This window comes from Mariniphaga sp. (assembly GCF_041687215.1).
Taxonomy (GTDB): domain Bacteria; phylum Bacteroidota; class Bacteroidia; order Bacteroidales; family Prolixibacteraceae; genus Mariniphaga.
The window spans coordinates 1-22,597 of the sequence record NZ_JAWLCI010000077.1 but is presented as its reverse complement, the minus strand read 5'-3'; the positions used below and the strand labels follow the sequence as shown (position 1 = coordinate 22,597).

The following is a 22,597-nucleotide window of genomic DNA, read 5'->3' as shown; positions in this document are numbered from 1 at the left end:
TTAGGTTTACCATTTAAAAATGTTAAAAAGAATTAAGCTATGGCCAAAGAATCAATGAAAGCCCGCGAAGTAAAAAGGGCAAAACTGGTTGAAAAATACGCTGAGAAAAGGGCCAGGCTGAAAGCCGAAGGTGACTCGGAAGGTTTGCAAAAATTGCCAAAAAACTCTTCCAGGGTTCGTTTGCACAATCGCTGCAAACTTACAGGAAGACCAAAAGGGTATATGCGCCAGTTTGGCATTAGCAGGATTAATTTCCGCGAAATGGCTTCGTCTGGTTTAATTCCAGGAGTTAAAAAGGCTAGTTGGTAATTGTAAAAGACTTGAATAATGAGTAAAGTATCAGATCCAATAGCAGATTATCTGACAAGAGTGCGCAACGCAATTCTTGCCAAACACCGGGTAGTTGACATTCCTGCATCAAGCATTAAAAAAGAAATGACCAAAATCCTGATGGATAAAGGCTACATTTTAAATTTTAAGTTTGAAGAAGAACAGGGATACCAGGGCAACATAAAAATTGCACTTAAATACAATCCCGAAACAAAAGTATCTGCAATTAAAGGTTTAAAAAGAATAAGTAAACCAGGGCTGCGCCAGTATTGCAACGGAGATAACATTCCGCGCGTGCTCAATGGTTTGGGAATTGCAATTATTTCTACCTCGAAAGGAGTGATTACCGACAAGGAAGCCCGTGAGCAGAATGTTGGTGGTGAAGTTTTATGTTACGTCTATTAAAAAAAGGAACAGGTCATGTCAAGAATAGGTAGATTACCCATTGAAATACCATCAGGAGTTGAAATTAATATTGCCGAAAACAATGTTATTTCGGTAAAAGGACCTCTTGGTGAGTTAAAACAACAGATAACACCTGAAATTGAAATTGATGTAAAAGACAATCAAATCAGTTTTAGCAGGCCGGCAGAAACCAAACGCCTTAAATCGTTACACGGCCTTTCACGCTCGTTGGTAAACAACATGGTGGAAGGTGTTTCGAAAGGATACGAAATTAAATTAGAACTTGTAGGTGTTGGTTACCGTGCCGAAGTGTTACCCAATAATGTCCTCGACCTTGTTTTGGGATATTCGCACCATACTTATCTCCAACTTCCTCCGGAGGTTTCAGTGGAGGCTTTATCTGATAAACGCAGTAACCCAACCATTACCCTAAAAAGTACTGACAAACAGTTGATTGGGCAGGTGGCTGCAAAAATCAGATCATTCCGTGAACCCGAACCTTACAAAGGTAAAGGGATTAAGTTTGTGGGCGAAGTGTTGAGGCGTAAAGCCGGTAAAGCCGCCGCTAAATAATTTTTGAAAAATCAGGTATTATGGCATTAACAAAAACAGAAAGGCGAATAAGGATAAAAAGCCGGGTACGAAAAATTGTAACCGGTTCGGCCGAACGTCCGCGTTTGAGCGTTTTTAGGAGCAACAAGCAAATATATGCTCAATTAATTGACGACATGAATGCAACCACTCTTGTGGCCGCTTCTTCTACTGAAAAAGAAGTAGCTGCCGAAAGTGGGAACAAATCGGAAAAAGCAGCTTTGGTGGGCAAACTCATTGCCAAAAAAGCACTTGCTGCCGGATTCCAAAATGTTGTTTTCGATAGGAATGGTTATTTATACCATGGAAGAGTTAAACAATTAGCTGACGCGGCCCGTGAGGGTGGCCTTAAATTCTAAATAAGTTATGGCGACATTAAGTAAAAAAGTTAAAACAAGCGACCTCGATTTAAAAGACAGGTTGGTAGCCATTAACCGTGTTACTAAAGTAACCAAGGGTGGACGTACCTTTAGCTTTTCAGCTATTGTGATTGTTGGAAATGAAGACGGAATTGTTGGCTGGGGACTTGGTAAAGCCAGTGAAGTTACCACTGCAATTGCCAAAGGTGTTGAAGCAGCCAAAAAGAACCTGGTAAAAATACCAGTAATTCACGGAACCATTCCACACGAACAATCTGCAAGGTATGGAGGTGCTCATGTGCTGCTAAAACCAGCTTCATCGGGTACTGGTGTAAAAGCCGGAGGCGCCATGCGTGCCGTACTCGAGAGTGTTGGAATTCACGACATTTTGGCTAAATCCAAAGGCTCTTCCAACCCGCACAACCTGGTTAAAGCTACCATGGAAGCTCTGCTCGAATTGAGGGATGCTCATGCTGTAGCCCAGCACAGAGGTGTTTCATTGGAAAAAGTTTTTAAAGGATAACACAGTTATGGCTAAAATAAAAATTACACAGGTAAAAAGCAGCATCGGTTCTACTAAAAGGCAAAAAGCAACGCTCGAAGCCCTTGGTTTGCGCAAAATGAACCAAACCGTGGAACACGAAGCCACCCCGCAAGTGGTTGGAATGGCCAATAAAGTGGGACATTTAATAAGTGTTGAAGAAGTATAACAATATTTCAAACAAATGAAATTATGGATTTAAGCAAATTAAAACCTGCATCAGGTTCTACTAAAAAGACCAGGCGTATCGGACGCGGACAAGGCTCAGGCCATGGTGGTACTTCCACACGTGGGCACAAAGGCCAGAAATCAAGGTCTGGGTACTCTAAAAAAGTTGGTTTTGAAGGTGGACAGATGCCATTACAACGGGTCGTTCCAAAATCGGGTTTTAAAAATATCAACCGGGTTGAATTCAAAGCAATCAATTTGGATGTTTTACAACAACTGGCTGAAAAAAGAAACCTGACCTCAATCGATGTGGCCGCACTTGTAAACGCAGGAATTACTTCGAAAAACGAAAAGATAAAAATTCTTGGCGGTGGCACATTAGATAAAAAGCTCGATGTAAAAGCACATGCTTTTTCTAAAAGTGCGAAAGAGGCTATCGAAAAACTGGAAGGAACAACCGAAATACTTTAAACTGTAATGAAACGATTTATAGAAACCCTAAAGAATATTTACAAGATTGAAGATTTGAGGATTCGAATCGGTACTACCTTGTTTTTTATCTTAATTTACAGGTTAGGATCGTTCGTATCTCTCCCGGGTGTTGACCCGGCCCAACTGCAAAATTTGAAGAATCAAACTTCAGATGGGTTGCTTGGGCTGATAAACATGTTTTCGGGAGGGGCGTTTGCTCAGGCTTCTATCTTCGCTTTAGGAATTATGCCATACATTTCTGCCTCCATTGTAATCCAGTTACTTGGAATCGCAGTACCCTATTTCCAGAGGTTGCAGAAAGAGGGGGAGTCAGGAAGACGGAAAATCAACCAGATTACGCGTTATTTAACGGTAATTATTCTGGTTTTCCAGTCACCGGCATATTTAACTAACCTGCATTTCCAATTGCCCGATTCTGCCTTTGCCATGAGCGGTACGCTGTTTACAGTGTCATCGGTTATCATTTTAACGGCAGGCTCTATGTTTGTGATGTGGTTGGGTGAACGAATTACCGATAAAGGTATCGGGAATGGAATTTCCCTGATCATTATGATCGGAATTATCGCGCAGTTGCCTATGGCAGTAGTTCAGGAATTTGCTTCCCGGATTAGCCAGCAGGGTGGAGGTCTTGTAATGTTTCTTATTGAGTTTGTTATCCTTTTCCTGGTATTTATGGCATCCATACTGCTGGTTCAGGGAACTCGCAGAATACCGGTGCAATATGCCAAACGGATTGTAGGAAACAAACAATATGGTGGAGTACGTCAGTACATCCCTTTGAAAGTTAACGCTGCAGGTGTAATGCCCATTATTTTTGCCCAGGCAATAATGATGGTTCCTATTACCCTGGTTGGTGTGGCAAATTCTGAAAACCTGAATGGTGTTGCGGCTGCTTTATCTAACATCACCGGGTTTTGGTACAATTTTATGCAGTTTATGCTGGTGGTTGCCTTTACTTATTTTTATACGGCAATTACCATCAATCCTACACAAATGGCCGAAGACATGAAGAAAAACGGCGGCTTTATTCCTGGCGTTAAACCAGGAAAAAAGACAGTGGAATTTCTCGACACTATTATGTCGCGAATTACACTTCCGGGATCTATTTTCCTGGGGCTGATTACAATTCTGCCGGCATTTGCCATGCTTATGGGTATCAACCAGCAGTTCGCCTATTTTTATGGCGGAACCTCGTTGCTTATCCTTGTTGGGGTAGTGCTCGACACGCTGCAGCAAATTGAAAGTCACCTGTTAATGCGTCATTACGACGGGCTGACCAAGTCGGGCCGTATTAAGGGCCGCGCAGGTGGAGGTATTTAACGTAGAATGAAGTCTTTTTAAGTCATTGTTAAGGAGATGCAACTGTAATTATGCAAAATGAAATGCTTCTGTTATCTTTGCAAAAAAATAACTGAAGATTAGAAGCAGTTACAACAACTTTGAATTAGTTAAACATTTAAAAACAGGTTAATTTTTATGGCAAAACAGCCTTCGATTGAACAGGACGGAACAATTATAGAAGCATTGTCAAATGCAATGTTTCGTGTTGAACTGGAAAACGGGCACGTTATTACAGCCCACATTTCAGGGAAAATGAGAATGCATTACATAAAAATATTACCGGGAGATAAGGTTAAAGTTGAAATGTCTCCTTACGATTTGGCAAAAGGCAGAATAACGTTCAGGTATAAAAATTAAATCATTTTATAATGAAAACCCGAGTTTCAGTAAAAAAGCGCAGTGCAGAATGTAAAATCGTTCGCAGAAAAGGGCGCTTATACGTAATTAATAAAAAGAACCCGAAGTTTAAACAACGTCAGGGGTAATTTTAATTTGAAAAATGAATTGATATGGCACGTATTGTAGGTGTTGATATTCCGAATAATAAAAGAGGTGAGATTGCCCTTACCTATATTTACGGCATTGGCCGCAGCAGGGCAAATACCATCCTTAAAGAAGCAGGAGTTGACCCGGACGTAAAAGTACAGGACTGGAATGATGATCAGTTTGGAGCAATCCGAAACGTAATCAACAGCCAGTTTAAAGTTGAAGGTGAACTTCGTTCTGAGGTACAGATGAACATTAAACGATTGATGGACATTGGTTGCTACCGTGGTATCCGTCATCGTATTGGCTTGCCTGTTCGCGGGCAAAGTACAAAAAATAACGCCCGTACCCGTAAAGGAAAGCGTAAAACTGTTGCAAACAAAAAAATGGCCACTAAATAAGGTATTTGAGTTATGGCAAAAAAGACAGGATCAAGCAAAAAGAGAGTGGTTGTTGTGGAAGCTAATGGAATGGCCCACGTACACTCATCTTTCAATAACATTATTGTTACGCTGACCAATATGAACGGCGAAGTAATTTCGTGGTCGTCAGCAGGCAAAAAAGGTTTTCGCGGTTCAAAAAAGAACACTCCCTATGCTGCACAGGTAGCTTCCGAAGAGTGTGCCAAAACCGCGTACGACCTTGGTTTACGCAAAGTAAAAGTATTTGTGAAAGGCCCGGGCAACGGCCGCGAGTCGGCTATCAGGGCGCTTGCCACAGTGGGGCTTCAGGTAACTGAAATTGTTGATGTTACCCCGTTGCCGCACAACGGTTGCAGGCCTCCTAAAAGACGACGTGTTTAATTTTAAAACAAAAGGTAATGGCGAGATATAGAGGACCAAAATCTAAAATTGCCCGGAAATTCGGTGAACCCATTTTCGGACCCGATAAAGTATTTGAACACAAAAATTATCCTCCGGGAATGCACGGCATTTCGGCCCGCAGGAGAAAAGTGTCAGAATACGGGCTTCAGTTGAAAGAAAAACAAAAGGCAAAATATACCTACGGTGTTTTGGAAAAACAATTCCGGAATCTCTTCGAAAAAGCGAACTCATCCAAAGGTATTACCGGCGAGGTATTACTGCAGTTGCTTGAATCGAGGCTCGACAACGTAGTTTTCCGCCTGGGTATTGCAAAAACACGGGATGCTGCCCGTCAGTTTGTTACACACAAACATATTGTTGTGAACGGAAAAGTAGTTAATATTCCTTCGTACCAGGTAAAACCCGGCGACCTTATTGGTGTGCGGGAAAAATCAAAGGCGATGGAAGAAATTACAGACTCATTGCATTCGCGCCGGAGCACTCGTTACGAATGGCTTGAATGGGACAGAGACCAGATGGCCGGAAAATTCCTCAATGTGCCTGAACGTGAAGAAATACCTGAAAACATCAAAGAGCAACTTATCGTAGAGTTGTATTCAAAATAAAAATTTACATAGGTTATTATGGCAATATTAGCATTCCAAAAGCCCGACAAGGTGATAATGATTGAGTCCGATGATAAATTCGGAAAATTCGAATTTCGTCCGTTGGAACCCGGCTATGGCATTACAATTGGTAATGCCCTGCGCCGAATTCTTTTATCATCGCTCGAAGGGTATGCAATCACCAGTGTGAAAGTTGAAGGCGTTGACCATGAATTTTCTACGATTAAAGGAGTTATTGAAGATGTTACAGATATTATCCTTAATCTCAAGCAAATTCGGTTTAAAAATGAAGTGGAAGATTTCGACAGTGAAAAAGTGACTGTTTCAGTTTCAGGACAAGAAGAATTTACTGCCGGAGACATTAACAAGTTTATGACCGGTTTCAGGGTCCTAAATCCTGACCTGGTTATTTGCAGAATGGAGCCCGATGTAAAACTTCAACTGGAACTCACCATAGGCAAAGGTCGTGGTTACGTTCCTGCTGTTGAAAATAAACCAGAGGAAACAGAATTCGGTTTAATCCCAATCGACTCGATTTACACGCCCATTAAAAAGGTGAAATACTCGGTTGAAAACTTCAGGGTTGAACAAAAAACCGACTACGAAAAACTGATTCTTGAAATCAGTACCGACGGTTCCATTCAGCCCAAAGACGCTCTGAAAGAAGCAGCCAAAATTCTGATTTATCACTTAATGCTCTTTTCAGATGAGAAGATTACCATCGACTCTGATGAGAAATTTGCAAACGAGGAATTTGATGAAGAAGTGTTACACATGCGTCAGTTGTTGAAAACCAAACTGGTTGATCTCGACCTTTCGGTTAGGGCATTAAACTGCCTCAAAGCTGCCGACGTGGACACACTGGGCGATTTGGTTACTTACAACCGAAACGATTTGCTTAAATTCAGAAATTTCGGTAAAAAATCATTGACCGAACTGGATGACCTGCTCGATAATATGGGGTTGAGTTTTGGGATGGATATTAGTAAGTATAAACTTGACAAGGAGTAAAAGGTAATGAGACATAACAAAAAATTCAATCATTTAGGCCGTCAGAGTTCGCACCGAAAGGCAATGTTGTCAAACATGGCCAGTTCGCTTATCGAAAGTAAACGAATTACCACAACAGTTGCCAAGGCAAAAGCGTTGCGAATGTATGTTGAGCCGCTTATTACAAAAGCAAAGGACGATACTACGCACTCGCGCAGGGTTGTTTTTAGCCACCTTCAGAATAAAGAAGCCGTTTCGGTACTGTTTCGCGATGTTGCTGAAAAAGTGGCCGATCGTCCGGGAGGATACACGCGCATTTTGCGCACCGGAAACCGTTTGGGCGACAACGCAGAAATGTGCATCATTGAACTGGTGGATTATAACGAAGCAATGTTAAGTACCGGCGAAGAGGCTGCAAAACCAAAACGCCGCCGTTCGCGCCGTGGCGGAGCTAAAAAATCGGAAAATCCTGTAGCTGAAACAGCTAAAAAGGAAAAACCGAAAGCTGAAAAAGCTGCACCTGCCAAAGCGGTAAAAGAAGAAGCACCAAAGGTTGAAGAGCCAAAAGCAGAAAAACCTGCTGAGGAAAAACCAACGGCAGATACACCTGCTGAAGAAACTCCAAAAGCTGAAACACAGGAACCAGAAGTGAAAGAGGAACCTGCTGCCGATGCAGAAGAGGAGAAAAAGGAAGAATAGTTGTATTCTCAAAGATAAAATGGAAACCGGTCTGATTCAGGCCGGTTTTTTTTTGTTTTGTCCGGTAGCCTAAACCCGTTAAATCTTTTAACTTTATACTTTCATAAATTAAAAGCTTTCAGCATGGATAAAATGATATCTAATTCAAACTTTTCACGCCGGAAATTTATTGGTTCCGCAGCAACGGTAGCCGCTGGAATTTCAATATCTCCAACTGTTTTGGCAGGTTCACTTAGTGGAACAGGAAAACCCAACTCCCGGTTTAAAGGCGTGCAGATTGGCGCCATAACTTACAGTTGGCGCAGTATGCCTTCCACCGCGCAGGATATTCTGAAATACTGTGTTGAAGCCGGTATCAGCTCCATTGAACTGATGGGAAATGTGGCCGAAGAATATGCCGGTATTCCGCCCATGCCGACACGGCCTGCACGGGATGCAACTGATACAGAACGTGCAGCTTACCAGCGCGATGCAGATATTGCAAGTGAAAGACAGCGCGAATGGCGGCTTTCAGCTTCCATGGACAAGTACACTGAATTGCGAAAATTATTTAAAAAGTCAGGTGTGAATATTCACATTGTAAAATTTGCTCCGGCCAACTGGACCGGCAATGAAATTGATTATGCTTTTACTGCTGCCAAAGTTTTGGGAGCCAAAGGAATTTCCAACGAAATTGGCCACGAAGCCTGTGCGCGTTTGGGAAAATACGCCGAAAAACATAACATGTACGCCATTTACCATAATCATGCCCAGCCCGGCGAACCTGGTTTTTCTTTTGATGATTTTCTCGACTATTCGCCAAGAAACATGCTGAACTTCGATGTAGGCCACTATTTTGGCGCCACCGGAAACCATCCGAACGAAGTGATTGAACGGTTGCATAACCGTATTTTCAGCATTCATTTAAAAGACAAAACCGGAAAAGATGCCAGTCCGGCCAATACCAACATGCCCTGGGGCGAGGGGGATACGCCAATCGCTGAAATACTTCAACTGATTCAGAAAAACAAATGGCCCATTTACTGCGATATTGAACTGGAATATTCTGTTCCTGAGAATTCAAATGCGCAAAAGGAAATAATTAAATGTGTGGAGTATTGCCGGGATATATTGGTATAACCGCAACTCAAGTGGTTGCAACCTGTCCAAATAAGCTGAGTAATTCCGCCGTCCGTATTTCTTTTTCCTGAAATCCGACTGCATGAAATGAGTTGTTAAGAGATTCAAGCAATCGTTTTAAAAATAGCTTATCCGGTTGCGGTTCTGCATATTTTTCGACCGGAGAATAGTTGTTTTTTTTCAGATGGTAATCCACTTCTTTGCGGCTGGCGATGGATCCTTTGTTGGAGGGATTAATGTAAAATAACACATCCGATGACGAATTTTTTCCGTGTACTCTCCTGGCCAAATCGCTGTCAACAATAGCCACCAGCGGATTTTTCGGGAAATCAGTAAAAAAGGCCGGAAGCCCAAGTTGCCGGGCTATTATGGTGTAAAATAAACTTAATGAAACCGGATTTCCTTTTTTGGTTTCCAGCAATTGGTTTAAATAGCAATTTTGGGGCGACTGAATATTATTATGGTTTACTGAGAAACCATGAATATTAAACAGGAAATGATTTAGAATGGTGGTTTTTTCCAGTAGAGTCAGGGAATCATTCAACTCCAGCCAAATCGAATTTTTAATTTTTTCGATTTTCTGATTAATTCCCATCTGGTTAACATCAGGATATTGAAACTTATCAATGGTAAGAAAACCTTCCAGTAAATTATGTTCCAGGGAAGAAATCCATATTTTCAAAAGATTCCTGGTTTTTTTGAACTGCAAATCCTGAATCAGGTTTTCAATCCGTTCCTGGCTTGTTTCGTCAAAGCTGTTTTCCCATTGTTTCTCGAGTGCAGGAATAATATTGAAATTTGCTTTTAACAATTCTTTTTCAACGGTTTCAAAAACCAGGTTATCGGGGTCGTCCAGTAAATTGATTAATGCCTTTAGCCTGCTTCGTTTCATTGTTAATTATTTTGTTAAGTTATCCAGTACTTTTTTTATCAGTTTTTCCATTACCGGACGGTAGTTTTCGTTCGCCTGTTTGGTTACCCGGTTGGCAATTATCAGGCAAACGGTTAAAGCCTGGTGACCCAGCATTTTCGAAAGTCCGTAAATGGCCGAACTTTCCATTTCGAAATTGGTAATTTTATGATCTTCGAACCGGAACTTTTCCAGCAGTTTGTTCAATTGAGGCATGGCCAACGGAAGCCTTAACACGCGACCCTGTGGGCCGTAAAATCCGGGAGCAGATATTGTTACTCCCTTTTTGAATTCAGGATTTTCAAATTTACTCATTAATTTTCGCGACGCATCCACTACATAAGGTGTTGGAAGAAACTCGCTCCAACCGGTAAATTGTTTAAACGCTTTTTCGAAAGGTAAATCGCAAATCTGTTCACGGTTGGCGTAAAAATTTAACATGCCATCAAAACCAATCGATTTTTGCGAAACAAGAAAAGAGTTCACCGGGAAATCTTCCTGCAGGCTTCCCGAAGTCCCTATTCGTATTATATTCAGCGACTTTTTATCATCTTTAATTTCTCGTGCTTTCAAATCTATATTTACCAATGCATCCAGTTCGTTCAGTACGATATCGATATTGTCGGTGCCAATTCCTGTAGAAATAACAGAAAGTTTTTTGCCATTGTACCAGCCGGTTACTGTTCTGAATTCCCGGTTTTTAGCAGAAAAATCGGTTTGGTCAAAAAAACCGGCCACCGAGTCAACCCGGGCCTGGTCGCCAACCAAAATAATTTGGTCTGCAATGTTTTCCGGTTTCAGGTGTAAATGAAAAATAGTACCGTCGCTGTTTAAAATTAATTCCGAATTTAGTATCATTTTGTCGTAATTAAGAGTTTAAAACTATTCAAAAAATGGTTAACAGTCAATAGTTTAGTAAAAAAAATATAAACATTGAGATTTTAAATTCTATATAAAAACCTAAATATGTTAACAACTTCGCAACTCAAAGTGATTTTGTATTACGAATTTTTTAGAATTTAATGGCTTAAATTTTTACTTTTGAATTTGTAAATCAAAAATTTTGACCTATGTCTTTTAAAATTTTTTCCCTTCAGCTTTTAGGCAAAATCAAGCCTGTTGAAAAAATAGAAATCCAACGAAAAAATTTGTGGGATGATTACCAGGAATTTCTTCAGGTTGAAAATTCTGACGAGTTAAAGGAATATCTGGACCTGGAAAAATACATTCAGTCTGCTGAATTTATTAACCGGAAAAAACAAATTCAACAATTAAAATTTAAAGGAAGTGAAGAAGAGAAATTGCTGAACGAGTTTGAACAACTTAAAAAATCCGGTCACATTAAAAAGTATTTTAAGCTGAAAGATTCACCCCAGCTTAAAAGATTTGAATCGCTAAAAAATTCGGATAAACTGAAAGAATACCGCAAGCTAAAGGAATATGTAGAAAACGGCAATTTTAGTAAGGAAAAAGAAGAAATGCACCGACTGGTATTTAGAGGTTCCGGGGAGCAAAATAGGGAAAAGGAATATAACAAATTGAAAAAACAGCCCGGAATAAAAGCTTATTTCGAATTGCACCAATCTGAAACTTTAAAACGGCACGATGCCATTTCGCATACTGAAAAACTGAAAAAATACCTCGAGCTGAAAAATCTGCCGCTAACTGATAAGGAAAAGAAGCACGAATTAAAGAATCTTCACAACGACAGTGAAATAAAAGGTTACCTGAAATTTGAACACTCCAAAAAACTGAAACTTTATCGGGAAACAGCAGACAGTTACAACCTGAAAAGATTTGAAGAATTAAAAGTTGAGGTGGAAAGTGAGGTGTTCAAAAAAAGAGTTGATTTTTTGAAAGACAAAAAGAAATTTGAAAAAACCGAAGCCTTTAAAAAATGGAGCCGTTTTAAAGAACTGGCTTCCAGTGACGATGTTAAGTTTTTTATGAAGTTTGAAAAGTCTCCACTTCTGGAAAATTATTATAAAGTGTCTGATTCTGCTGATTTAAAACGATTTAACGAGTTAAACAGCCGCATTACTTCCGAAGAATTTTTGAAACGAAAAGCTTACCTCGAAGATTCCAAAAAATGGGAAAAATCGGAAGAATATGTCAAGGAGGAAAAGTACCTCGAAATGAAAAAGAGGCCTCACCTGGTAAAATATTTTAAATACAAAGGAACCGACGCTTTTGATTTTTTTACCGGTTGGGAAGTGAGTTTTGAGGATGCTTTTCAGGGTGGAAAACTAAATACTGAAAAATGGGCCACTCAGGCGCCCTGGGCTGAAAAATCACTTGGACGCAATTATTCCATGCCGGGAGATTTGCATGTTTATACGAATGGTGAAAATATTAAATGTGAATCGAAACTTGTGATTGAAACACGTAGAGAGAATGCGAACGGAATGGTGTGGAAAATGCCTGCCGGTTTTGTTCCTGCTGAATTTGAATACACTTCAGGATTGGTTTCAACAGGTAATAGTTTCCGGCAGGAGGATGGAATTTTTGAAGCTAAAATAAAATTCAACCCGGTAAAAGAAACAGTTAGTTCCTTTGTTTTGCAGGGTGAAAAAAGCCACCCCGGAATCTATTTACTTGAAATGGGCGCTAAAAACCGTATTGGTGTTTCTTCCGCCAACGAAAAAGGAAAATTAACCATAAACGGCCTCGATATTTCCAACCTGAAAAAAGGGAAGTGGTATATTTTTACACTCGAAAAATCAGGCGGTACCTTGATTTGGAAAATTAATGATTCCGAAGTTTTAAAAATGGAAGACAGGCACATTGATTTTCCGCTTCATATCAACCTGTTTACCTTGGTAATAATCCCTATCCCGGGAAATAAACTTCCGGTTAGGTTTCAGGTTGACTGGGTGAAATGCTACAAAAAAATATGATTGATAAAGATTTTTATCCGAAATGGGCGGATGAATTTCCCGGAGCTGTTACCATTTGCAACAGGCAGGGAATTATTGTTTACATGAACAGGCAATCGGAAATTCAGTTCGAAAAATATGGTGGTAAAAAGCTGTTTGGGCAAAGTCTCATTGAGTGTCATCCGGAACCGGCTCGAACACAACTGCTGCAAATGCTCGAAAAACCAACAGAGAACAAATACATTTCAGAAAAAAACGGAAGGAAAAAGCTGGTAGTGCAATTCCCTTGGATGGAAAACGATGAATTTAAGGGAGTTGTTGAACTTTCCATTTTTCTGCCCGAATCTTTTTAGTTTCCGGAAACAAATGCGGTTGTATTGAATAAATTCCGGGTAAAATCATTCTATTTTTTTTGCCAAATCCAGCGCAGCCTGCACCAGGCAAATTAAGCTGGCACCCACGTTAATTTTTACAGACTTTTTTTAAATTTACACGCGTGGGAAATAATGGAATTCATACTAAAAACAAACTCGAAGAAGGGCTACTTTTTAAAATTTCTCCTTTTAAAGAGGTGATAAAAAAAACGCGTCCGCATAAACACGATGAATATTTTGAACTGATTTTTTTGAAAGAAGGTGAGGGATTTCATACCATCGAAGAGGAAAAGTTTGTGGTGTCAACTCCTGAAGTTTATTTTTTGAAACCAGGCCAGTTGCATTTCTGGCAATTTACTTCCATTCCCAAAGGTTTTGTTATTATTTTCAAAGATTTGGAATTTGATACGGTTAAGGAAAACGAATTGGCGGAACTTTACCGTTTGCTCAGCCTGAACACGCGGATTGGTTTTCCGGAACATTCCTTTCCTGAAACTTTATTGCAGGATATTTATACTGAATTTCAACTTAACAGTTCGTTTTCCAGGCCAATCATTCACGGATTACTGAAAGCACTGTTCGGGAAATTGCTGCGTCTGGCAGAAAACGACATGCAAAAACCGGTTGTCTCCCTTTCGCTGTTCAATAGATTTCAACATTTGCTGGCCAAAGAATGTCCGCGCCTGCACAAAGTGAATGAATTTGCCGCGTTGCTGAACACCACCCCTCAAAACCTCAATACCACCTGCCGGAAACAGGCAAAAAAAAGCGCAGGAGAACTGGTTTCCGAACGGATTTTACTCGAAGCAAAAAGGTATATTTTACACACCGACAGTACCGTGAATGAAATAGCTGATCAACTTTCGTTTTCCGATGCTTCCAATTTTGTAAAATTCTTTAAAAAAGCAGAAGGTACAACTCCCGTGCAATTCAGGGCGAAATATTTTCAATAATACCATTTAATCTTTTATTTCTACCGTAATTATTTGATTTATGCGAATTATTTTGCACACTGCAAATTGATTCGTTTATGCTGGAAATCATCATAATAAGTATTGCAGCCTTTTTTACGGCTATTCTTACCTTCTTTTCGGGGTTCGGACTGGGAACTATTTTAATGCCGGTTTTTGCTTTGTTTTTTCCGGTGGACATTGCCATTGCCCTAACCGGCGTGGTACATTTTGCCAACAATATTTTTAAGATGGGCCTGGTGGGAAAAATGGCCAGTAAAGCGGTACTCATAAGGTTTGGCGTTCCGGCCATTCTGGCATCTTTTGCCGGTGCCTGGGTTTTACTCCGGATTACCGGATTGCCTTCCATTTACGAATACCAATTGTGGGGAAATACCTTCGAAATAACCCCGGTGAAACTTATTATTGCCATTTTGTTACTGTTTTTCTCCCTGCTTGAAGTTCTGCCGGTTTTGCAGAAAATTGAGTTTGGCGGAAACCGGCTGATTATTGGTGGTATGCTAAGTGGTTTTTTTGGTGGTCTGGCAGGTATTCAGGGCGCTTTCCGGAGTGCATTTTTAATCAAAAGCGGACTTTCCAAAGAGGCGTTTATTGCTACCGGTGTTATCATTGCCTCACTGGTTGACATCACGCGACTTTCGGTTTATGCATCGCGGTTTACCTCCTCCGGTTTATCGGAGAATTTGGTTTTGCTTGTGTCTGCAACTCTTGCGGCCATTGCCGGGGCTTTTGCAGGGAAAAAGCTACTGAAGAAAGTAACATTCAGGGCCGTACAAATTTTGGTCGCTGTAATGCTTGTCATAATATCCATCGGGTTAGGAACTGGTATAATTTAGTAAAATACATGATTATAAAGACTAAATATCGATTTTTAACTCTGGAAAGAGAAAACTTCCCGGAGTCTTTAATGTTTCATAATAAAATTTAATAAATCATTCATGAAAGAAAAAGCAGTTTACCGGATGATAAAACCCGGTCTCAAACCAGTCATTCTGGTCTTTTTATCCGTATTTTATGCGGGATTTTCTTTCGGGCAATCCGATTTGAAATCATTGCTTCTACTGGCAGAGGAGAATTACCCGCTCATTGCGGCAAAGCAGGCCGAAGCAGAGGCGGCACAGGTAAACGTGGCCCTCGAAAAAAACACCCTGCTTCCTTCGCTGGATGCAGCCTACCAGGCCAATTATTCTACCTACAATAACATCACGGGGATGAGTTACCCGGGAATGTTGATGCCCATCAGCGGGCCGCCGACTTCGGAGAATTACAATAATCCGGTTCCCGGTTCGGCAGTGAGTTTACTGCTGAAATGGTCGCCGGTAACTTTTGGCCAACGCGCTGCGGCAGTGGAGTACAACCGGAAACTTTACGAAAAGCACCTGGCAGGCATCGAGGATGAAGTACTCAGGCTAAAGTTCAGAGTGGCATTTCTTTACCTTGAAATGGCAACTACCAAAGAGCTTATCGGAGTTTTTCAAAATAACATCGACCGGACCGAATATAATTTGGGGCAGGTGTCTTCTCTGGTAAGAGCCGGTCTCCGTCCCGGAGTTGACAGTCTTCGGTTTAAAGGCGAATTGTCAAAAGCCCGAACAGAGTTGTTCAGACTTGAAAACCTTCTTGAAACGCAAAAACAGGAGCTAAGGGAATTGCTGGTTTCTGAATCGTTTCAGGATATTGAAATGCACGCTTTTTTTATGGAAAATCTGCCTGACGAACCGGGGACTTTGCAAGATGCAGCCGGGAATCCGGTATTAAAAATGGCCCGGTTTGAACTGGAAGCCAGCCAGGCCAGGTTAGCTCAAATAAGCCGTTCGTGGACACCGAAACTCGAGTTTTGGGGAACTACTTATGCCCGCGGTTCAGGAATTGCTTTCGACGGAACAGTTAACAAAGCCGATGGCTGGTCGTTCAGCCGTTACAATTATGGTGTGGGGCTGCAGCTTGCTTTCCCAATTCTCGATTTAACTAATGTTAAGTTAAAAACCAATCGGCAGGAGGCTGTTGTCAGGTCGGTTGAGAGTTATTTCAGGCAAACACAAATTACCCTGAATAAAGAAGAGGCCATTGCACAGAGTGATTTTAAGACTTCGCTGCTGGTTGCTGCCGAAGTTCCTGTTGAGTACGAAGCCAGTGAAGCGGCTTTTCATGCCATTCAAACACGTTATTCTGCGGGATTGATCGATTATTCCGAGCTGATTCAGGCACAGTACGATTTGCTTCATGCCGAAGCAGGTCTGAAAAATGCTTTTGTCTCCTCCTGGAAGTCGTTGCTGAAACTGGCGGTTATACAGGGCGATGTAAATATATTCCTTAATCAAATTCAAAACTAAAATGAAGAAATTAATTGAAGGAGCACTAAGTAAACCCATTACTGTTATGGTGGCTGTGCTGGCTATCGCGTTTTTCTCTTTTATGGCCATCCGGAAAATGAAAGTGGACATTTTCCCAACATTCGGATTGCCTACCATCTACGTGGCCCAACCATACGGCGGGTTATCTCCCGAACAGATGGAATCCTTTGTAACAGGTTATTATGAGTATCATTTTCTGTATGTTACCGGGGTTAAATCGGTTGAATCGCGGTCTGTTCAGGGAAATGCCCTCATAAAAATTATTTTTCACGAAGGAACCGATATGAGCCAGGCAGCTGCCGAAGTGGTAGGTTATGTAAACCGTTCGCGGGCGTTTATGCCGCCCGGAACCGTTCCCCCGTTTATCACCCGTTTCGATGCAGGCAGCGTTCCGGTGGGGCAGTTGGTATTTTCATCGCAAACCCGCACATTGGGCGAAATTGCCGACCTGGCCTTGTTCCGGGTACGGCCGATGTTTTCTACCCTGCCCGGAGTTTCGGCGCCCCCTCCGTTTGGCGGCAGCGCCAAAACAGTTATTGTAAAAGTTGACCCCGAAAAGGTTCAGCGCTACAATTACACCCCCGATGAAATCGTACAGGCACTGGCCGAGTTCAATTCTATATCTCCGGCCGGAAACCTGCGCATGGGCGATGAAATGCTCATTACACCGCAAAATACAGTGGTGGAAGATGTAAAAGATTTTGAAAATATTCCGCTTAAACTGGGAAGTGGAGCGTCGGTTTACCTGCGCGATTTGGCAACCGTGGAAATTGGCGCCGATCTTACAACCGGTTATGCCCTGGTAAACGGCGCCCGTTCGGTGTATATTCCGGTAACCAAACGTGCCGATGCATCTACCTGGGAGGTGGTAAAAAACGTAAAAAGGGCACTGCCCGATATGCAGGCCTCTGTTCCCGAAGACATCAACGTTTCCTATGAATTCGACCAGTCGGGTTATGTGATGAACTCGCTGAAAAACCTGCTGTTCGAAGGAGGCTTGGGAGCAATTCTGACCGGGCTTATGGTGCTGTTGTTTCTTGGCGACCGCCGGGGTGCGCTCATCGTTGTGCTAACGATTCCCATTGCACTGCTATCCAGCGTTATCTTTTTGAATATGATTGGGCAGACCATCAATATTATGACGCTGGGCGGTTTGGCACTTTCGGTTGGAATTCTGGTGGATGAGGCAACGGTGACCATCGAAAACATTCACCGGCACATGGAAATGGGAAAAGCAAAGGCAACGGCGATTTTGGATGGTTGTAAGGAAATTGTTACACCCAAGCTGCTTATTCTGTTTAGTATTCTGGCGGTGTTTGTTCCGGCATTGTTTATGTCGGGCGTGCCGCGCGGAATGTTCTTGCCCATGTCGCTGGCTGTTGGTTTTGCAATGATTGCCTCTTTTTTACTTTCCATGACATTTGTTCCGGTTATGGCTGTGTGGATTATGAAACACATGAAATATGAAGAAAATGAAACCAGCCGTTTCGGACGATTCAAAAAGCGGTACCTTGCTTTTATTCAGGAATTGACCAAAAGAGGCCGGTTAAGTCTGGCCGTTTATTTTATTCTCGCAGCAGGTCTGGTTACAGCGGGTTTTTATTTTATCGGAGTGGATATTTTTCCAAAGGTAGATGCCGGTCAAACCCAGGTAAGACTGCGTATGGCAACCGGTACCCGTGTTGAACGTACAGAAGAAGCGACGAAAGAATTGCTGAATATTGCAGAAGAAATTGTGGGAAATGGAAACATTGAAATCAGCTCGGCATTTATCGGGACCCAGCCATCCAGTTTTCCGGTTAACCTCATTCACCTCTGGACCAGCGGCCCGCACGAGGCAGTTATCCGGATAAACCTGAGCAAAGAGGCTCATTATCCTATCGAAAAATTTAAGGAAGAAATGAGGGCACGTTTTAAAACCAAATTTCCCAATGCCCAACTTTCTTTTGAACCGGGCGATTTGGTTGATCAGGTGATGAACCTGGGTTCGACAAATCCCATTGAGGTGGCTGTTTTGGGCCGAAACCTGGAATCTTCTCTCGTAATTGCAGAACAGTTGAAAGGCAACCTTCAGGAAGTTCCGTTTTTCCGCGATGTGCAAATAACAACTCCACTGGATTACCCGGGGCTGAAAATTGAAATAGACCGGGTAAAAGCCGGTCAGTTGGGACTAACCTCTGATAATATATCAAAATCGATAGTGGCAGTCACTTCGTCAAGCCGGTTTACCACTCCCAACTACTGGCGCGATCCCGCTTCAGGAGTGGCTTACCAGGTTCAGGTGGAATATCCGCAACACATGGTCAATAAACCCGAAGACATTGAAATGATTCCGGTAAATAATAAAGCCGGACGGAAAATTTACCTGCGTGACGTGGCTAGCTGGAACCGGATTTCAACTCCTGCCGAATACGACAGGCTGAACCAACAGCGGTTCATTACGTTAACGGCAAACATCCATGAAAAAGATTTGGGTGCGGCTGTAAAAGAGCTCGACAAAGCCATTGCCGGGTTAGGTGAACTGCCAACTGGTGTGAATGTGTTACAACGAGGGCAGGTCGATTTGCTGAATCAAACCACCGGTGAGCTGCAACTGGGATTGTTGATTGCCATTATTGTAATTTTCCTGATGTTGGCAGCCAGTTTCCAGTCTTTTAAAGTGGCGCTGGCAACTGTTTCTATTCTTCCGGCAGTGGTGGGAGGTTCGGTTTTGCTGTTGCTGATAACGGGGCACACCCTCAATATTCAGTCCTACATGGGCGCAATTATGGCGGTTGGGGTGGCTGTTGCCAACTCCATACTCTATGTTACCAACGCCGAAGACTTGCGGGAACAGGGCGACAAACAACCCTTTTTCAGCGCCTCGGCCAACCGGCTGCGCCCAATTATGATGACCAGTTTCGCTATGATCGCCGGTATGACACCGATGGCTCTTGGGTTTGGCGAAGGTGGCGACCAGATTGCCCCGCTGGGAGTAGCCGTAATTGGCGGACTGTTTTTCTCGATGCTCAGCACATTGATTTTCCTTCCGCTCATTTACAGAGCTCTGGTCGGGAAATATAATTTTGAAAGTGTCTCCCTTAATCCGTTGGATAATCACAGTAAATATTTTGAAAAACAATAAAATCCATATAAAATGAAACGATTTTTAATTATTCCGGCCGTTGCCATATTATTTTTCATCACTTCCTGCGCCCCGGAATCCAAAAATGAAGGGCAGGCGGCACAAAATGAGACCCAAAATGCTGAAGAGGTAAAAAGTGCATTTACGTTGAAAAAGCAGTTGGTCAGTTTTTCCCAAAATCTTCCTGCTGAATTGCTGCCTTATGAGAAGGCTGAAATTCATGCAAAGGTGGATGGATATGTACAGGCTGTTTTCGCCGATATTGGCGACGAGGTAAAAAAAGGTCAGGTGCTGGCCCGGCTTGATGCTCCGGAGGTTGCAGCCCGGCATGCCGAAGCCCGCGCAAAGTACAACGAAACGCAGGCCAGGTTTCATGCCAGCCGCGATAAATACTCACGCATTCAGAATGCAGCCAAACAGGAGGGTGTGATTTCAGAAACAGAAGTTATTTACGCCAAAAATCAGATGTTGTCTGACAGTGCTGCTTTAATCTCTGCCGAGGCCACTGCCGAGGCTTACAAACAAATGCAGGATTACCTGACTATTCGCGCCCCGTTTAATGGTATTATTACTGCCCGCTTTACAGATGTTGGCCATTTTGTGGGAAAGTCAGGGGAACAGGCGTTATTTATTCTGGAGAATCCGTCGCGTTTGCGTTTGCGGGTTCATGTGCCTGAATCGCATGTGGAAAATATTCCTTCCGCAGATAATCTGAAGTTTACTGTGGATGCCGCTGCCGGTAAAACATTTCGGGCAAAACTGTCGCGAAAATCGGGTAGTATTAACCGCGAAACACGAACGGAACTTTGGGAGTACGAGTATGATAATTCAGCGGGTGATTTGAAACCCGGAATGTATGCCACGGCAAATTTACTTTTAACCCGTTCTGAGGAGTCGTTTGTCGTTCCGTTTCCGGCGGTGGTTACTTCCATGGAACGGAAGTTTGTTATCCGCGTAAACAACGGAGTGGCCGAATGGGTAGATGTGCAGGAGGGAATCTCTTTGGCCAGCGGGAAGGAAATTTTCGGAAACCTTAAAGAAGGAGATACGTTACTTTCAAGAGGAAGCGAAGAATTAAAATCCGGAAGTCCGGTAAAAATTAAAAATGAATAAAGGAAAGTGCGCCCTGATGTCTATGTTGGGGCGCACAATTTTTCAGAAATTAAAACAATAGTCATGAGCCTGAAAAGGAAGTTGTTTCATTCAAAAGAAGTCCGTTCATTTATTATTATCCGGTTGATTGTCGGACTTGTTTTTCTCTCCGAAGGCATTCAGAAATTTCTCTATCCGGAAATTGTGGGGGTAGGGCGTTTCGAAAAAATAGGATTCGAAAACGCCGAATTTCTGGCCTATTTCGTGGCAGGTTTTGAAATTGTTTGCGGCGCATTGTTGCTTATCGGTTTTCTTACACGGCTGGCGGCCATTCCGCTGCTAACCATAATGGCAACCGCCTTAATCAGTACAAAAATTCCCATTTTACTGAACGAAGGATTCTGGTTTATGGCACATGCTGCCCGCACAGATTTTGCCATGACCATGTTGCTGATTTTCCTGCTGATTTATGGGGCAGGGAAGTGGTCGGTGGATTATTCGGTAAATTCACTACGGTAGTATAAAAGGAAAGTAAAATTCCTTTAAATTGTTATTTTTGAAAATTTCAGATTAGGGTGAAATTTGGCTATTGTGGTTTTGTCAGGTGATTTAGTCGAAGTCAAATCCGATATTATTTTTTAAAAAGATTCGAAAATTTTTTGCTATTTCAACCGCTTCTTCTGACTCTTCTTTTGTTAGATGAATAATAGTGTCCGGGTATCTGATTTCTACTCCGAATGCGTTTAATTTTATGACATTCTCATATAATTCGTCATCAATTGGAATGACATCATTCAGTAAATCAAGAAGATACCTTAAGTCATGACTTCTTTTGAAAGGGATGGAATTCTTTTCCAGCAAACATTTTATATACTTTTCAACTGCCTGCTGACAATGAAAGGCAAGTGTGTCAGAATATTCAGGGATGTGCTGATTTATCAGGATTGCTGTACCTAAGTCGTGGTCAGCTTTTTCAATCCACCCTTTTAATCTGTTAATTTCTGTTTTCATACATGAGTTGAGCATCCTGAATAGCAGAGTTTACAAAAGAATACTTTTTTAGTTTTTCGTTTTCAAATTCGTCGTTTGTATATACCACAATATCCACAGGTAGTTTTGAGCCTTTTAGAATTCGCTGAATTTCAATACTACGTTTATATTTTGGTTCGGTTGTATTCTTAATAATTAGCAAATCAATGTCGCTGTCTTCATTTGCATGGCCTGTAGCATAAGATCCGACCAGATAAATTCTGTCAGGATGAATTTTTGATGCAATTTTAGCTACTATATTCGAAATTGTTGTCTTGTTTATCATTTGATAATAAAAACTTTTGGGCTGAAAGATAATGAATTTATTAAAATAGTCAATTAATGAAAATCTTGGTTAAATTCAAATTTTTAACCTTCTCAACCTTTCTACATACACCTCAAAATCCTCTTCGCCGAAAAGCACAAAACGAATGTGATTAACAAATTTCAATTCGGGTAACACCTCCTGTACAGTTTGCAGGGTGATATCTGTAGCGGCTTCAAACGGATAGCCAAAAATACCGGTAGAAATGGCCGGGAATGCCACCGAGTCGATTTCTTTTTCATCGGCAAGTCGAAGGGCATTCCGGTAACAGTCAGCCAGCAGCAGGTTTTCGGGTTTGTCTTTTCCGTAAACAGGACCGAGGCAATGAATCACATATTTGTTGGGAAGATTGTGTCCCCCTGAAATGACCGCCTGTCCGGGTTCGATGGGAGCCATAGGCAGGCACTCTTCGGCAAGACCGGGGCCGGCAGCCCGGTGAATTGCTCCGGCCACACCGCCTCCGGGCGATAGTTGTGCATTGGCTGCATTCACTACGGCCGTCATATCGGGTTGACTTGTAATGTCACCATGAACGGCCTCCATTGTAATTTCTCCTACCTGTTTTTTCATGGTGTTCATTTTTAAATTTTTA

General features: G+C 42.0%; 29 protein-coding genes. 24 read left to right on the top strand and 5 right to left on the bottom strand.

Going from position 1 to position 22,597, the window contains the following annotated elements; translation table 11 throughout:
- The first annotated feature begins 39 nt into the window (after window positions 1-39).
- From rpsN to ACESMA_RS19085, 16 genes are all read left to right on the top strand, one after another.
- The gene (rpsN, locus tag ACESMA_RS19160; RefSeq protein ID WP_372950478.1) at window positions 40-309 is read left to right on the top strand and encodes a 30S ribosomal protein S14; all 270 of its coding nucleotides are present in this window, start codon (window positions 40-42) and stop codon (window positions 307-309) included.
- Window positions 310-327: 18 nt separating this feature from the next.
- On the top strand, window positions 328-735 hold the full coding sequence (gene rpsH, locus ACESMA_RS19155) for a 30S ribosomal protein S8 (RefSeq protein WP_372950477.1): 408 nt from the start codon (window positions 328-330) through the stop codon (window positions 733-735).
- A gap of 15 nt (window positions 736-750) precedes the next feature.
- The gene (gene rplF, locus ACESMA_RS19150) at window positions 751-1,308 is read left to right on the top strand and encodes a 50S ribosomal protein L6 (RefSeq protein ID WP_372950476.1); all 558 of its coding nucleotides are present in this window, start codon (window positions 751-753) and stop codon (window positions 1,306-1,308) included.
- A gap of 20 nt (window positions 1,309-1,328) precedes the next feature.
- Window positions 1,329-1,685 (top strand): 50S ribosomal protein L18, encoded by a 357-nt coding sequence (rplR, locus tag ACESMA_RS19145; protein ID WP_372950475.1) that lies wholly within the window; start codon window positions 1,329-1,331, stop codon window positions 1,683-1,685.
- Window positions 1,686-1,692: 7 nt separating this feature from the next.
- Window positions 1,693-2,208 carry a 30S ribosomal protein S5 gene (rpsE, locus tag ACESMA_RS19140; protein ID WP_372950474.1) on the top strand — a complete coding sequence of 172 codons (516 nt, stop codon included), beginning with the start codon at window positions 1,693-1,695 and terminating at the stop codon, window positions 2,206-2,208.
- Between the two features lie 7 nt (window positions 2,209-2,215).
- On the top strand, window positions 2,216-2,395 hold the full coding sequence (rpmD, locus tag ACESMA_RS19135) for a 50S ribosomal protein L30 (RefSeq protein WP_072998295.1): 180 nt from the start codon (window positions 2,216-2,218) through the stop codon (window positions 2,393-2,395).
- 23 nt (window positions 2,396-2,418) lie between these two features.
- Window positions 2,419-2,865, top strand: coding sequence for a 50S ribosomal protein L15 (gene rplO, locus ACESMA_RS19130; RefSeq protein ID WP_372950473.1), 447 nt, complete (start codon window positions 2,419-2,421; stop codon window positions 2,863-2,865).
- Window positions 2,866-2,871: 6 nt separating this feature from the next.
- Window positions 2,872-4,206: a preprotein translocase subunit SecY gene (gene secY / locus ACESMA_RS19125; RefSeq protein WP_372950472.1), complete on the top strand. Its 1,335-nt coding sequence runs from the start codon at window positions 2,872-2,874 to the stop codon at window positions 4,204-4,206.
- A gap of 156 nt (window positions 4,207-4,362) precedes the next feature.
- Window positions 4,363-4,584: a translation initiation factor IF-1 gene (infA, locus tag ACESMA_RS19120; RefSeq protein WP_372950471.1), complete on the top strand. Its 222-nt coding sequence runs from the start codon at window positions 4,363-4,365 to the stop codon at window positions 4,582-4,584.
- Between the two features lie 11 nt (window positions 4,585-4,595).
- Window positions 4,596-4,712: a 50S ribosomal protein L36 gene (gene rpmJ, locus ACESMA_RS19115; protein ID WP_072998287.1), complete on the top strand. Its 117-nt coding sequence runs from the start codon at window positions 4,596-4,598 to the stop codon at window positions 4,710-4,712.
- Window positions 4,713-4,736: 24 nt separating this feature from the next.
- Window positions 4,737-5,114, top strand: coding sequence for a 30S ribosomal protein S13 (gene rpsM / locus ACESMA_RS19110; RefSeq protein ID WP_372950470.1), 378 nt, complete (start codon window positions 4,737-4,739; stop codon window positions 5,112-5,114).
- A 12-nt stretch (window positions 5,115-5,126) separates the two neighbouring features.
- Window positions 5,127-5,516 carry a 30S ribosomal protein S11 gene (gene rpsK / locus ACESMA_RS19105; protein ID WP_372950469.1) on the top strand — a complete coding sequence of 130 codons (390 nt, stop codon included), beginning with the start codon at window positions 5,127-5,129 and terminating at the stop codon, window positions 5,514-5,516.
- 17 nt (window positions 5,517-5,533) lie between these two features.
- Window positions 5,534-6,142 (top strand): 30S ribosomal protein S4, encoded by a 609-nt coding sequence (rpsD, locus tag ACESMA_RS19100; protein ID WP_372950468.1) that lies wholly within the window; start codon window positions 5,534-5,536, stop codon window positions 6,140-6,142.
- Window positions 6,143-6,160: 18 nt separating this feature from the next.
- A complete protein-coding gene (locus ACESMA_RS19095) occupies window positions 6,161-7,153 on the top strand; it encodes a DNA-directed RNA polymerase subunit alpha (RefSeq protein ID WP_372950467.1) in 993 nt (330 codons plus the stop codon).
- A gap of 6 nt (window positions 7,154-7,159) precedes the next feature.
- Window positions 7,160-7,831 carry a 50S ribosomal protein L17 gene (rplQ, locus tag ACESMA_RS19090; RefSeq protein ID WP_372950466.1) on the top strand — a complete coding sequence of 224 codons (672 nt, stop codon included), beginning with the start codon at window positions 7,160-7,162 and terminating at the stop codon, window positions 7,829-7,831.
- A 123-nt stretch (window positions 7,832-7,954) separates the two neighbouring features.
- On the top strand, window positions 7,955-8,950 hold the full coding sequence (locus ACESMA_RS19085) for a sugar phosphate isomerase/epimerase family protein (RefSeq protein WP_372950465.1): 996 nt from the start codon (window positions 7,955-7,957) through the stop codon (window positions 8,948-8,950).
- Between the two features lie 7 nt (window positions 8,951-8,957).
- Here the strand turns inward: ACESMA_RS19085 and ACESMA_RS19080 are convergent, their stop codons facing one another.
- The gene (locus ACESMA_RS19080) at window positions 8,958-9,842 is read right to left on the bottom strand and encodes a transglutaminase-like domain-containing protein (RefSeq protein ID WP_372950464.1); all 885 of its coding nucleotides are present in this window, start codon (window positions 9,840-9,842) and stop codon (window positions 8,958-8,960) included.
- Between the two features lie 6 nt (window positions 9,843-9,848).
- Window positions 9,849-10,718 carry a nucleoside phosphorylase gene (locus ACESMA_RS19075; protein WP_372950463.1) on the bottom strand — a complete coding sequence of 290 codons (870 nt, stop codon included), beginning with the start codon at window positions 10,716-10,718 and terminating at the stop codon, window positions 9,849-9,851.
- Between the two features lie 212 nt (window positions 10,719-10,930).
- Here ACESMA_RS19075 and ACESMA_RS19070 point away from each other — a divergent pair, with 212 nt between their 5' ends.
- From ACESMA_RS19070 to ACESMA_RS19035, 8 genes are all read left to right on the top strand, one after another.
- Window positions 10,931-12,757 (top strand): hypothetical protein, encoded by a 1,827-nt coding sequence (locus ACESMA_RS19070; protein ID WP_372950462.1) that lies wholly within the window; start codon window positions 10,931-10,933, stop codon window positions 12,755-12,757.
- Window positions 12,754-13,089: a hypothetical protein gene (locus tag ACESMA_RS19065; RefSeq protein ID WP_372950461.1), complete on the top strand. Its 336-nt coding sequence runs from the start codon at window positions 12,754-12,756 to the stop codon at window positions 13,087-13,089. Before ACESMA_RS19070 ends, ACESMA_RS19065 begins: the two co-directional genes overlap by 4 nt.
- A 143-nt stretch (window positions 13,090-13,232) precedes the next feature.
- Window positions 13,233-14,063 (top strand): helix-turn-helix domain-containing protein, encoded by an 831-nt coding sequence (locus ACESMA_RS19060; RefSeq protein ID WP_372950460.1) that lies wholly within the window; start codon window positions 13,233-13,235, stop codon window positions 14,061-14,063.
- Window positions 14,064-14,140: 77 nt separating this feature from the next.
- Complete coding sequence (locus ACESMA_RS19055; RefSeq protein WP_372950459.1) at window positions 14,141-14,917, top strand: sulfite exporter TauE/SafE family protein; 777 nt, start codon at window positions 14,141-14,143, stop codon at window positions 14,915-14,917.
- 102 nt (window positions 14,918-15,019) lie between these two features.
- On the top strand, window positions 15,020-16,414 hold the full coding sequence (locus tag ACESMA_RS19050) for a TolC family protein (RefSeq protein ID WP_372950458.1): 1,395 nt from the start codon (window positions 15,020-15,022) through the stop codon (window positions 16,412-16,414).
- A gap of 1 nt (window position 16,415) precedes the next feature.
- Window positions 16,416-19,559, top strand: coding sequence for an efflux RND transporter permease subunit (locus tag ACESMA_RS19045; RefSeq protein ID WP_372950457.1), 3,144 nt, complete (start codon window positions 16,416-16,418; stop codon window positions 19,557-19,559).
- Window positions 19,560-19,571: 12 nt separating this feature from the next.
- Window positions 19,572-20,672 carry an efflux RND transporter periplasmic adaptor subunit gene (locus tag ACESMA_RS19040; RefSeq protein WP_372950456.1) on the top strand — a complete coding sequence of 367 codons (1,101 nt, stop codon included), beginning with the start codon at window positions 19,572-19,574 and terminating at the stop codon, window positions 20,670-20,672.
- A 63-nt stretch (window positions 20,673-20,735) separates the two neighbouring features.
- Complete coding sequence (locus ACESMA_RS19035) at window positions 20,736-21,170, top strand: DoxX family protein (protein ID WP_372950455.1); 435 nt, start codon at window positions 20,736-20,738, stop codon at window positions 21,168-21,170.
- A gap of 90 nt (window positions 21,171-21,260) precedes the next feature.
- On the opposite strand, the gene ACESMA_RS19030 is transcribed toward ACESMA_RS19035, so the two are convergent.
- The 3 genes from ACESMA_RS19030 to ACESMA_RS19020 form a co-directional block, all read right to left on the bottom strand.
- Window positions 21,261-21,662 (bottom strand): HEPN domain-containing protein, encoded by a 402-nt coding sequence (locus ACESMA_RS19030; protein WP_372950454.1) that lies wholly within the window; start codon window positions 21,660-21,662, stop codon window positions 21,261-21,263.
- A complete protein-coding gene (locus ACESMA_RS19025) occupies window positions 21,646-21,966 on the bottom strand; it encodes a nucleotidyltransferase domain-containing protein (RefSeq protein ID WP_372950453.1) in 321 nt (106 codons plus the stop codon). Before ACESMA_RS19025 ends, ACESMA_RS19030 begins: the two co-directional genes overlap by 17 nt.
- A gap of 75 nt (window positions 21,967-22,041) precedes the next feature.
- Window positions 22,042-22,575: a macro domain-containing protein gene (locus ACESMA_RS19020; protein ID WP_372950452.1), complete on the bottom strand. Its 534-nt coding sequence runs from the start codon at window positions 22,573-22,575 to the stop codon at window positions 22,042-22,044.
- Between the last annotated feature and the right edge of the window lie 22 nt (window positions 22,576-22,597).

Excerpts from the sequence above, each read along its gene's own strand:
- rpsN (WP_372950478.1), top strand. The coding sequence starts at position 40 with ATGGCCAAAGAATCAATGAAAGCCCGCGAAGTAAAAAGGGCAAAACTG.
- rpsH (WP_372950477.1), top strand. The coding sequence starts at position 328 with ATGAGTAAAGTATCAGATCCAATAGCAGATTATCTGACAAGAGTGCGC.
- rplF (WP_372950476.1), top strand. The coding sequence starts at position 751 with ATGTCAAGAATAGGTAGATTACCCATTGAAATACCATCAGGAGTTGAA.
- rplR (WP_372950475.1), top strand. The coding sequence starts at position 1,329 with ATGGCATTAACAAAAACAGAAAGGCGAATAAGGATAAAAAGCCGGGTA.
- rpsE (WP_372950474.1), top strand. The coding sequence starts at position 1,693 with ATGGCGACATTAAGTAAAAAAGTTAAAACAAGCGACCTCGATTTAAAA.
- rpmD (WP_072998295.1), top strand. The coding sequence starts at position 2,216 with ATGGCTAAAATAAAAATTACACAGGTAAAAAGCAGCATCGGTTCTACT.
- rplO (WP_372950473.1), top strand. The coding sequence starts at position 2,419 with ATGGATTTAAGCAAATTAAAACCTGCATCAGGTTCTACTAAAAAGACC.
- secY (WP_372950472.1), top strand. The coding sequence starts at position 2,872 with ATGAAACGATTTATAGAAACCCTAAAGAATATTTACAAGATTGAAGAT.
- infA (WP_372950471.1), top strand. The coding sequence starts at position 4,363 with ATGGCAAAACAGCCTTCGATTGAACAGGACGGAACAATTATAGAAGCA.
- rpmJ (WP_072998287.1), top strand. The coding sequence starts at position 4,596 with ATGAAAACCCGAGTTTCAGTAAAAAAGCGCAGTGCAGAATGTAAAATC.
- rpsM (WP_372950470.1), top strand. The coding sequence starts at position 4,737 with ATGGCACGTATTGTAGGTGTTGATATTCCGAATAATAAAAGAGGTGAG.
- rpsK (WP_372950469.1), top strand. The coding sequence starts at position 5,127 with ATGGCAAAAAAGACAGGATCAAGCAAAAAGAGAGTGGTTGTTGTGGAA.
- rpsD (WP_372950468.1), top strand. The coding sequence starts at position 5,534 with ATGGCGAGATATAGAGGACCAAAATCTAAAATTGCCCGGAAATTCGGT.
- ACESMA_RS19095 (WP_372950467.1), top strand. The coding sequence starts at position 6,161 with ATGGCAATATTAGCATTCCAAAAGCCCGACAAGGTGATAATGATTGAG.
- rplQ (WP_372950466.1), top strand. The coding sequence starts at position 7,160 with ATGAGACATAACAAAAAATTCAATCATTTAGGCCGTCAGAGTTCGCAC.
- ACESMA_RS19085 (WP_372950465.1), top strand. The coding sequence starts at position 7,955 with ATGGATAAAATGATATCTAATTCAAACTTTTCACGCCGGAAATTTATT.
- ACESMA_RS19080 (WP_372950464.1), bottom strand. The coding sequence starts at position 9,842 with ATGAAACGAAGCAGGCTAAAGGCATTAATCAATTTACTGGACGACCCC.
- ACESMA_RS19075 (WP_372950463.1), bottom strand. The coding sequence starts at position 10,718 with ATGATACTAAATTCGGAATTAATTTTAAACAGCGACGGTACTATTTTT.
- ACESMA_RS19070 (WP_372950462.1), top strand. The coding sequence starts at position 10,931 with ATGTCTTTTAAAATTTTTTCCCTTCAGCTTTTAGGCAAAATCAAGCCT.
- ACESMA_RS19065 (WP_372950461.1), top strand. The coding sequence starts at position 12,754 with ATGATTGATAAAGATTTTTATCCGAAATGGGCGGATGAATTTCCCGGA.
- ACESMA_RS19055 (WP_372950459.1), top strand. The coding sequence starts at position 14,141 with ATGCTGGAAATCATCATAATAAGTATTGCAGCCTTTTTTACGGCTATT.
- ACESMA_RS19050 (WP_372950458.1), top strand. The coding sequence starts at position 15,020 with ATGAAAGAAAAAGCAGTTTACCGGATGATAAAACCCGGTCTCAAACCA.
- ACESMA_RS19045 (WP_372950457.1), top strand. The coding sequence starts at position 16,416 with ATGAAGAAATTAATTGAAGGAGCACTAAGTAAACCCATTACTGTTATG.
- ACESMA_RS19040 (WP_372950456.1), top strand. The coding sequence starts at position 19,572 with ATGAAACGATTTTTAATTATTCCGGCCGTTGCCATATTATTTTTCATC.
- ACESMA_RS19035 (WP_372950455.1), top strand. The coding sequence starts at position 20,736 with ATGAGCCTGAAAAGGAAGTTGTTTCATTCAAAAGAAGTCCGTTCATTT.
- ACESMA_RS19030 (WP_372950454.1), bottom strand. The coding sequence starts at position 21,662 with ATGAAAACAGAAATTAACAGATTAAAAGGGTGGATTGAAAAAGCTGAC.
- ACESMA_RS19025 (WP_372950453.1), bottom strand. The coding sequence starts at position 21,966 with ATGATAAACAAGACAACAATTTCGAATATAGTAGCTAAAATTGCATCA.
- ACESMA_RS19020 (WP_372950452.1), bottom strand. The coding sequence starts at position 22,575 with ATGAAAAAACAGGTAGGAGAAATTACAATGGAGGCCGTTCATGGTGAC.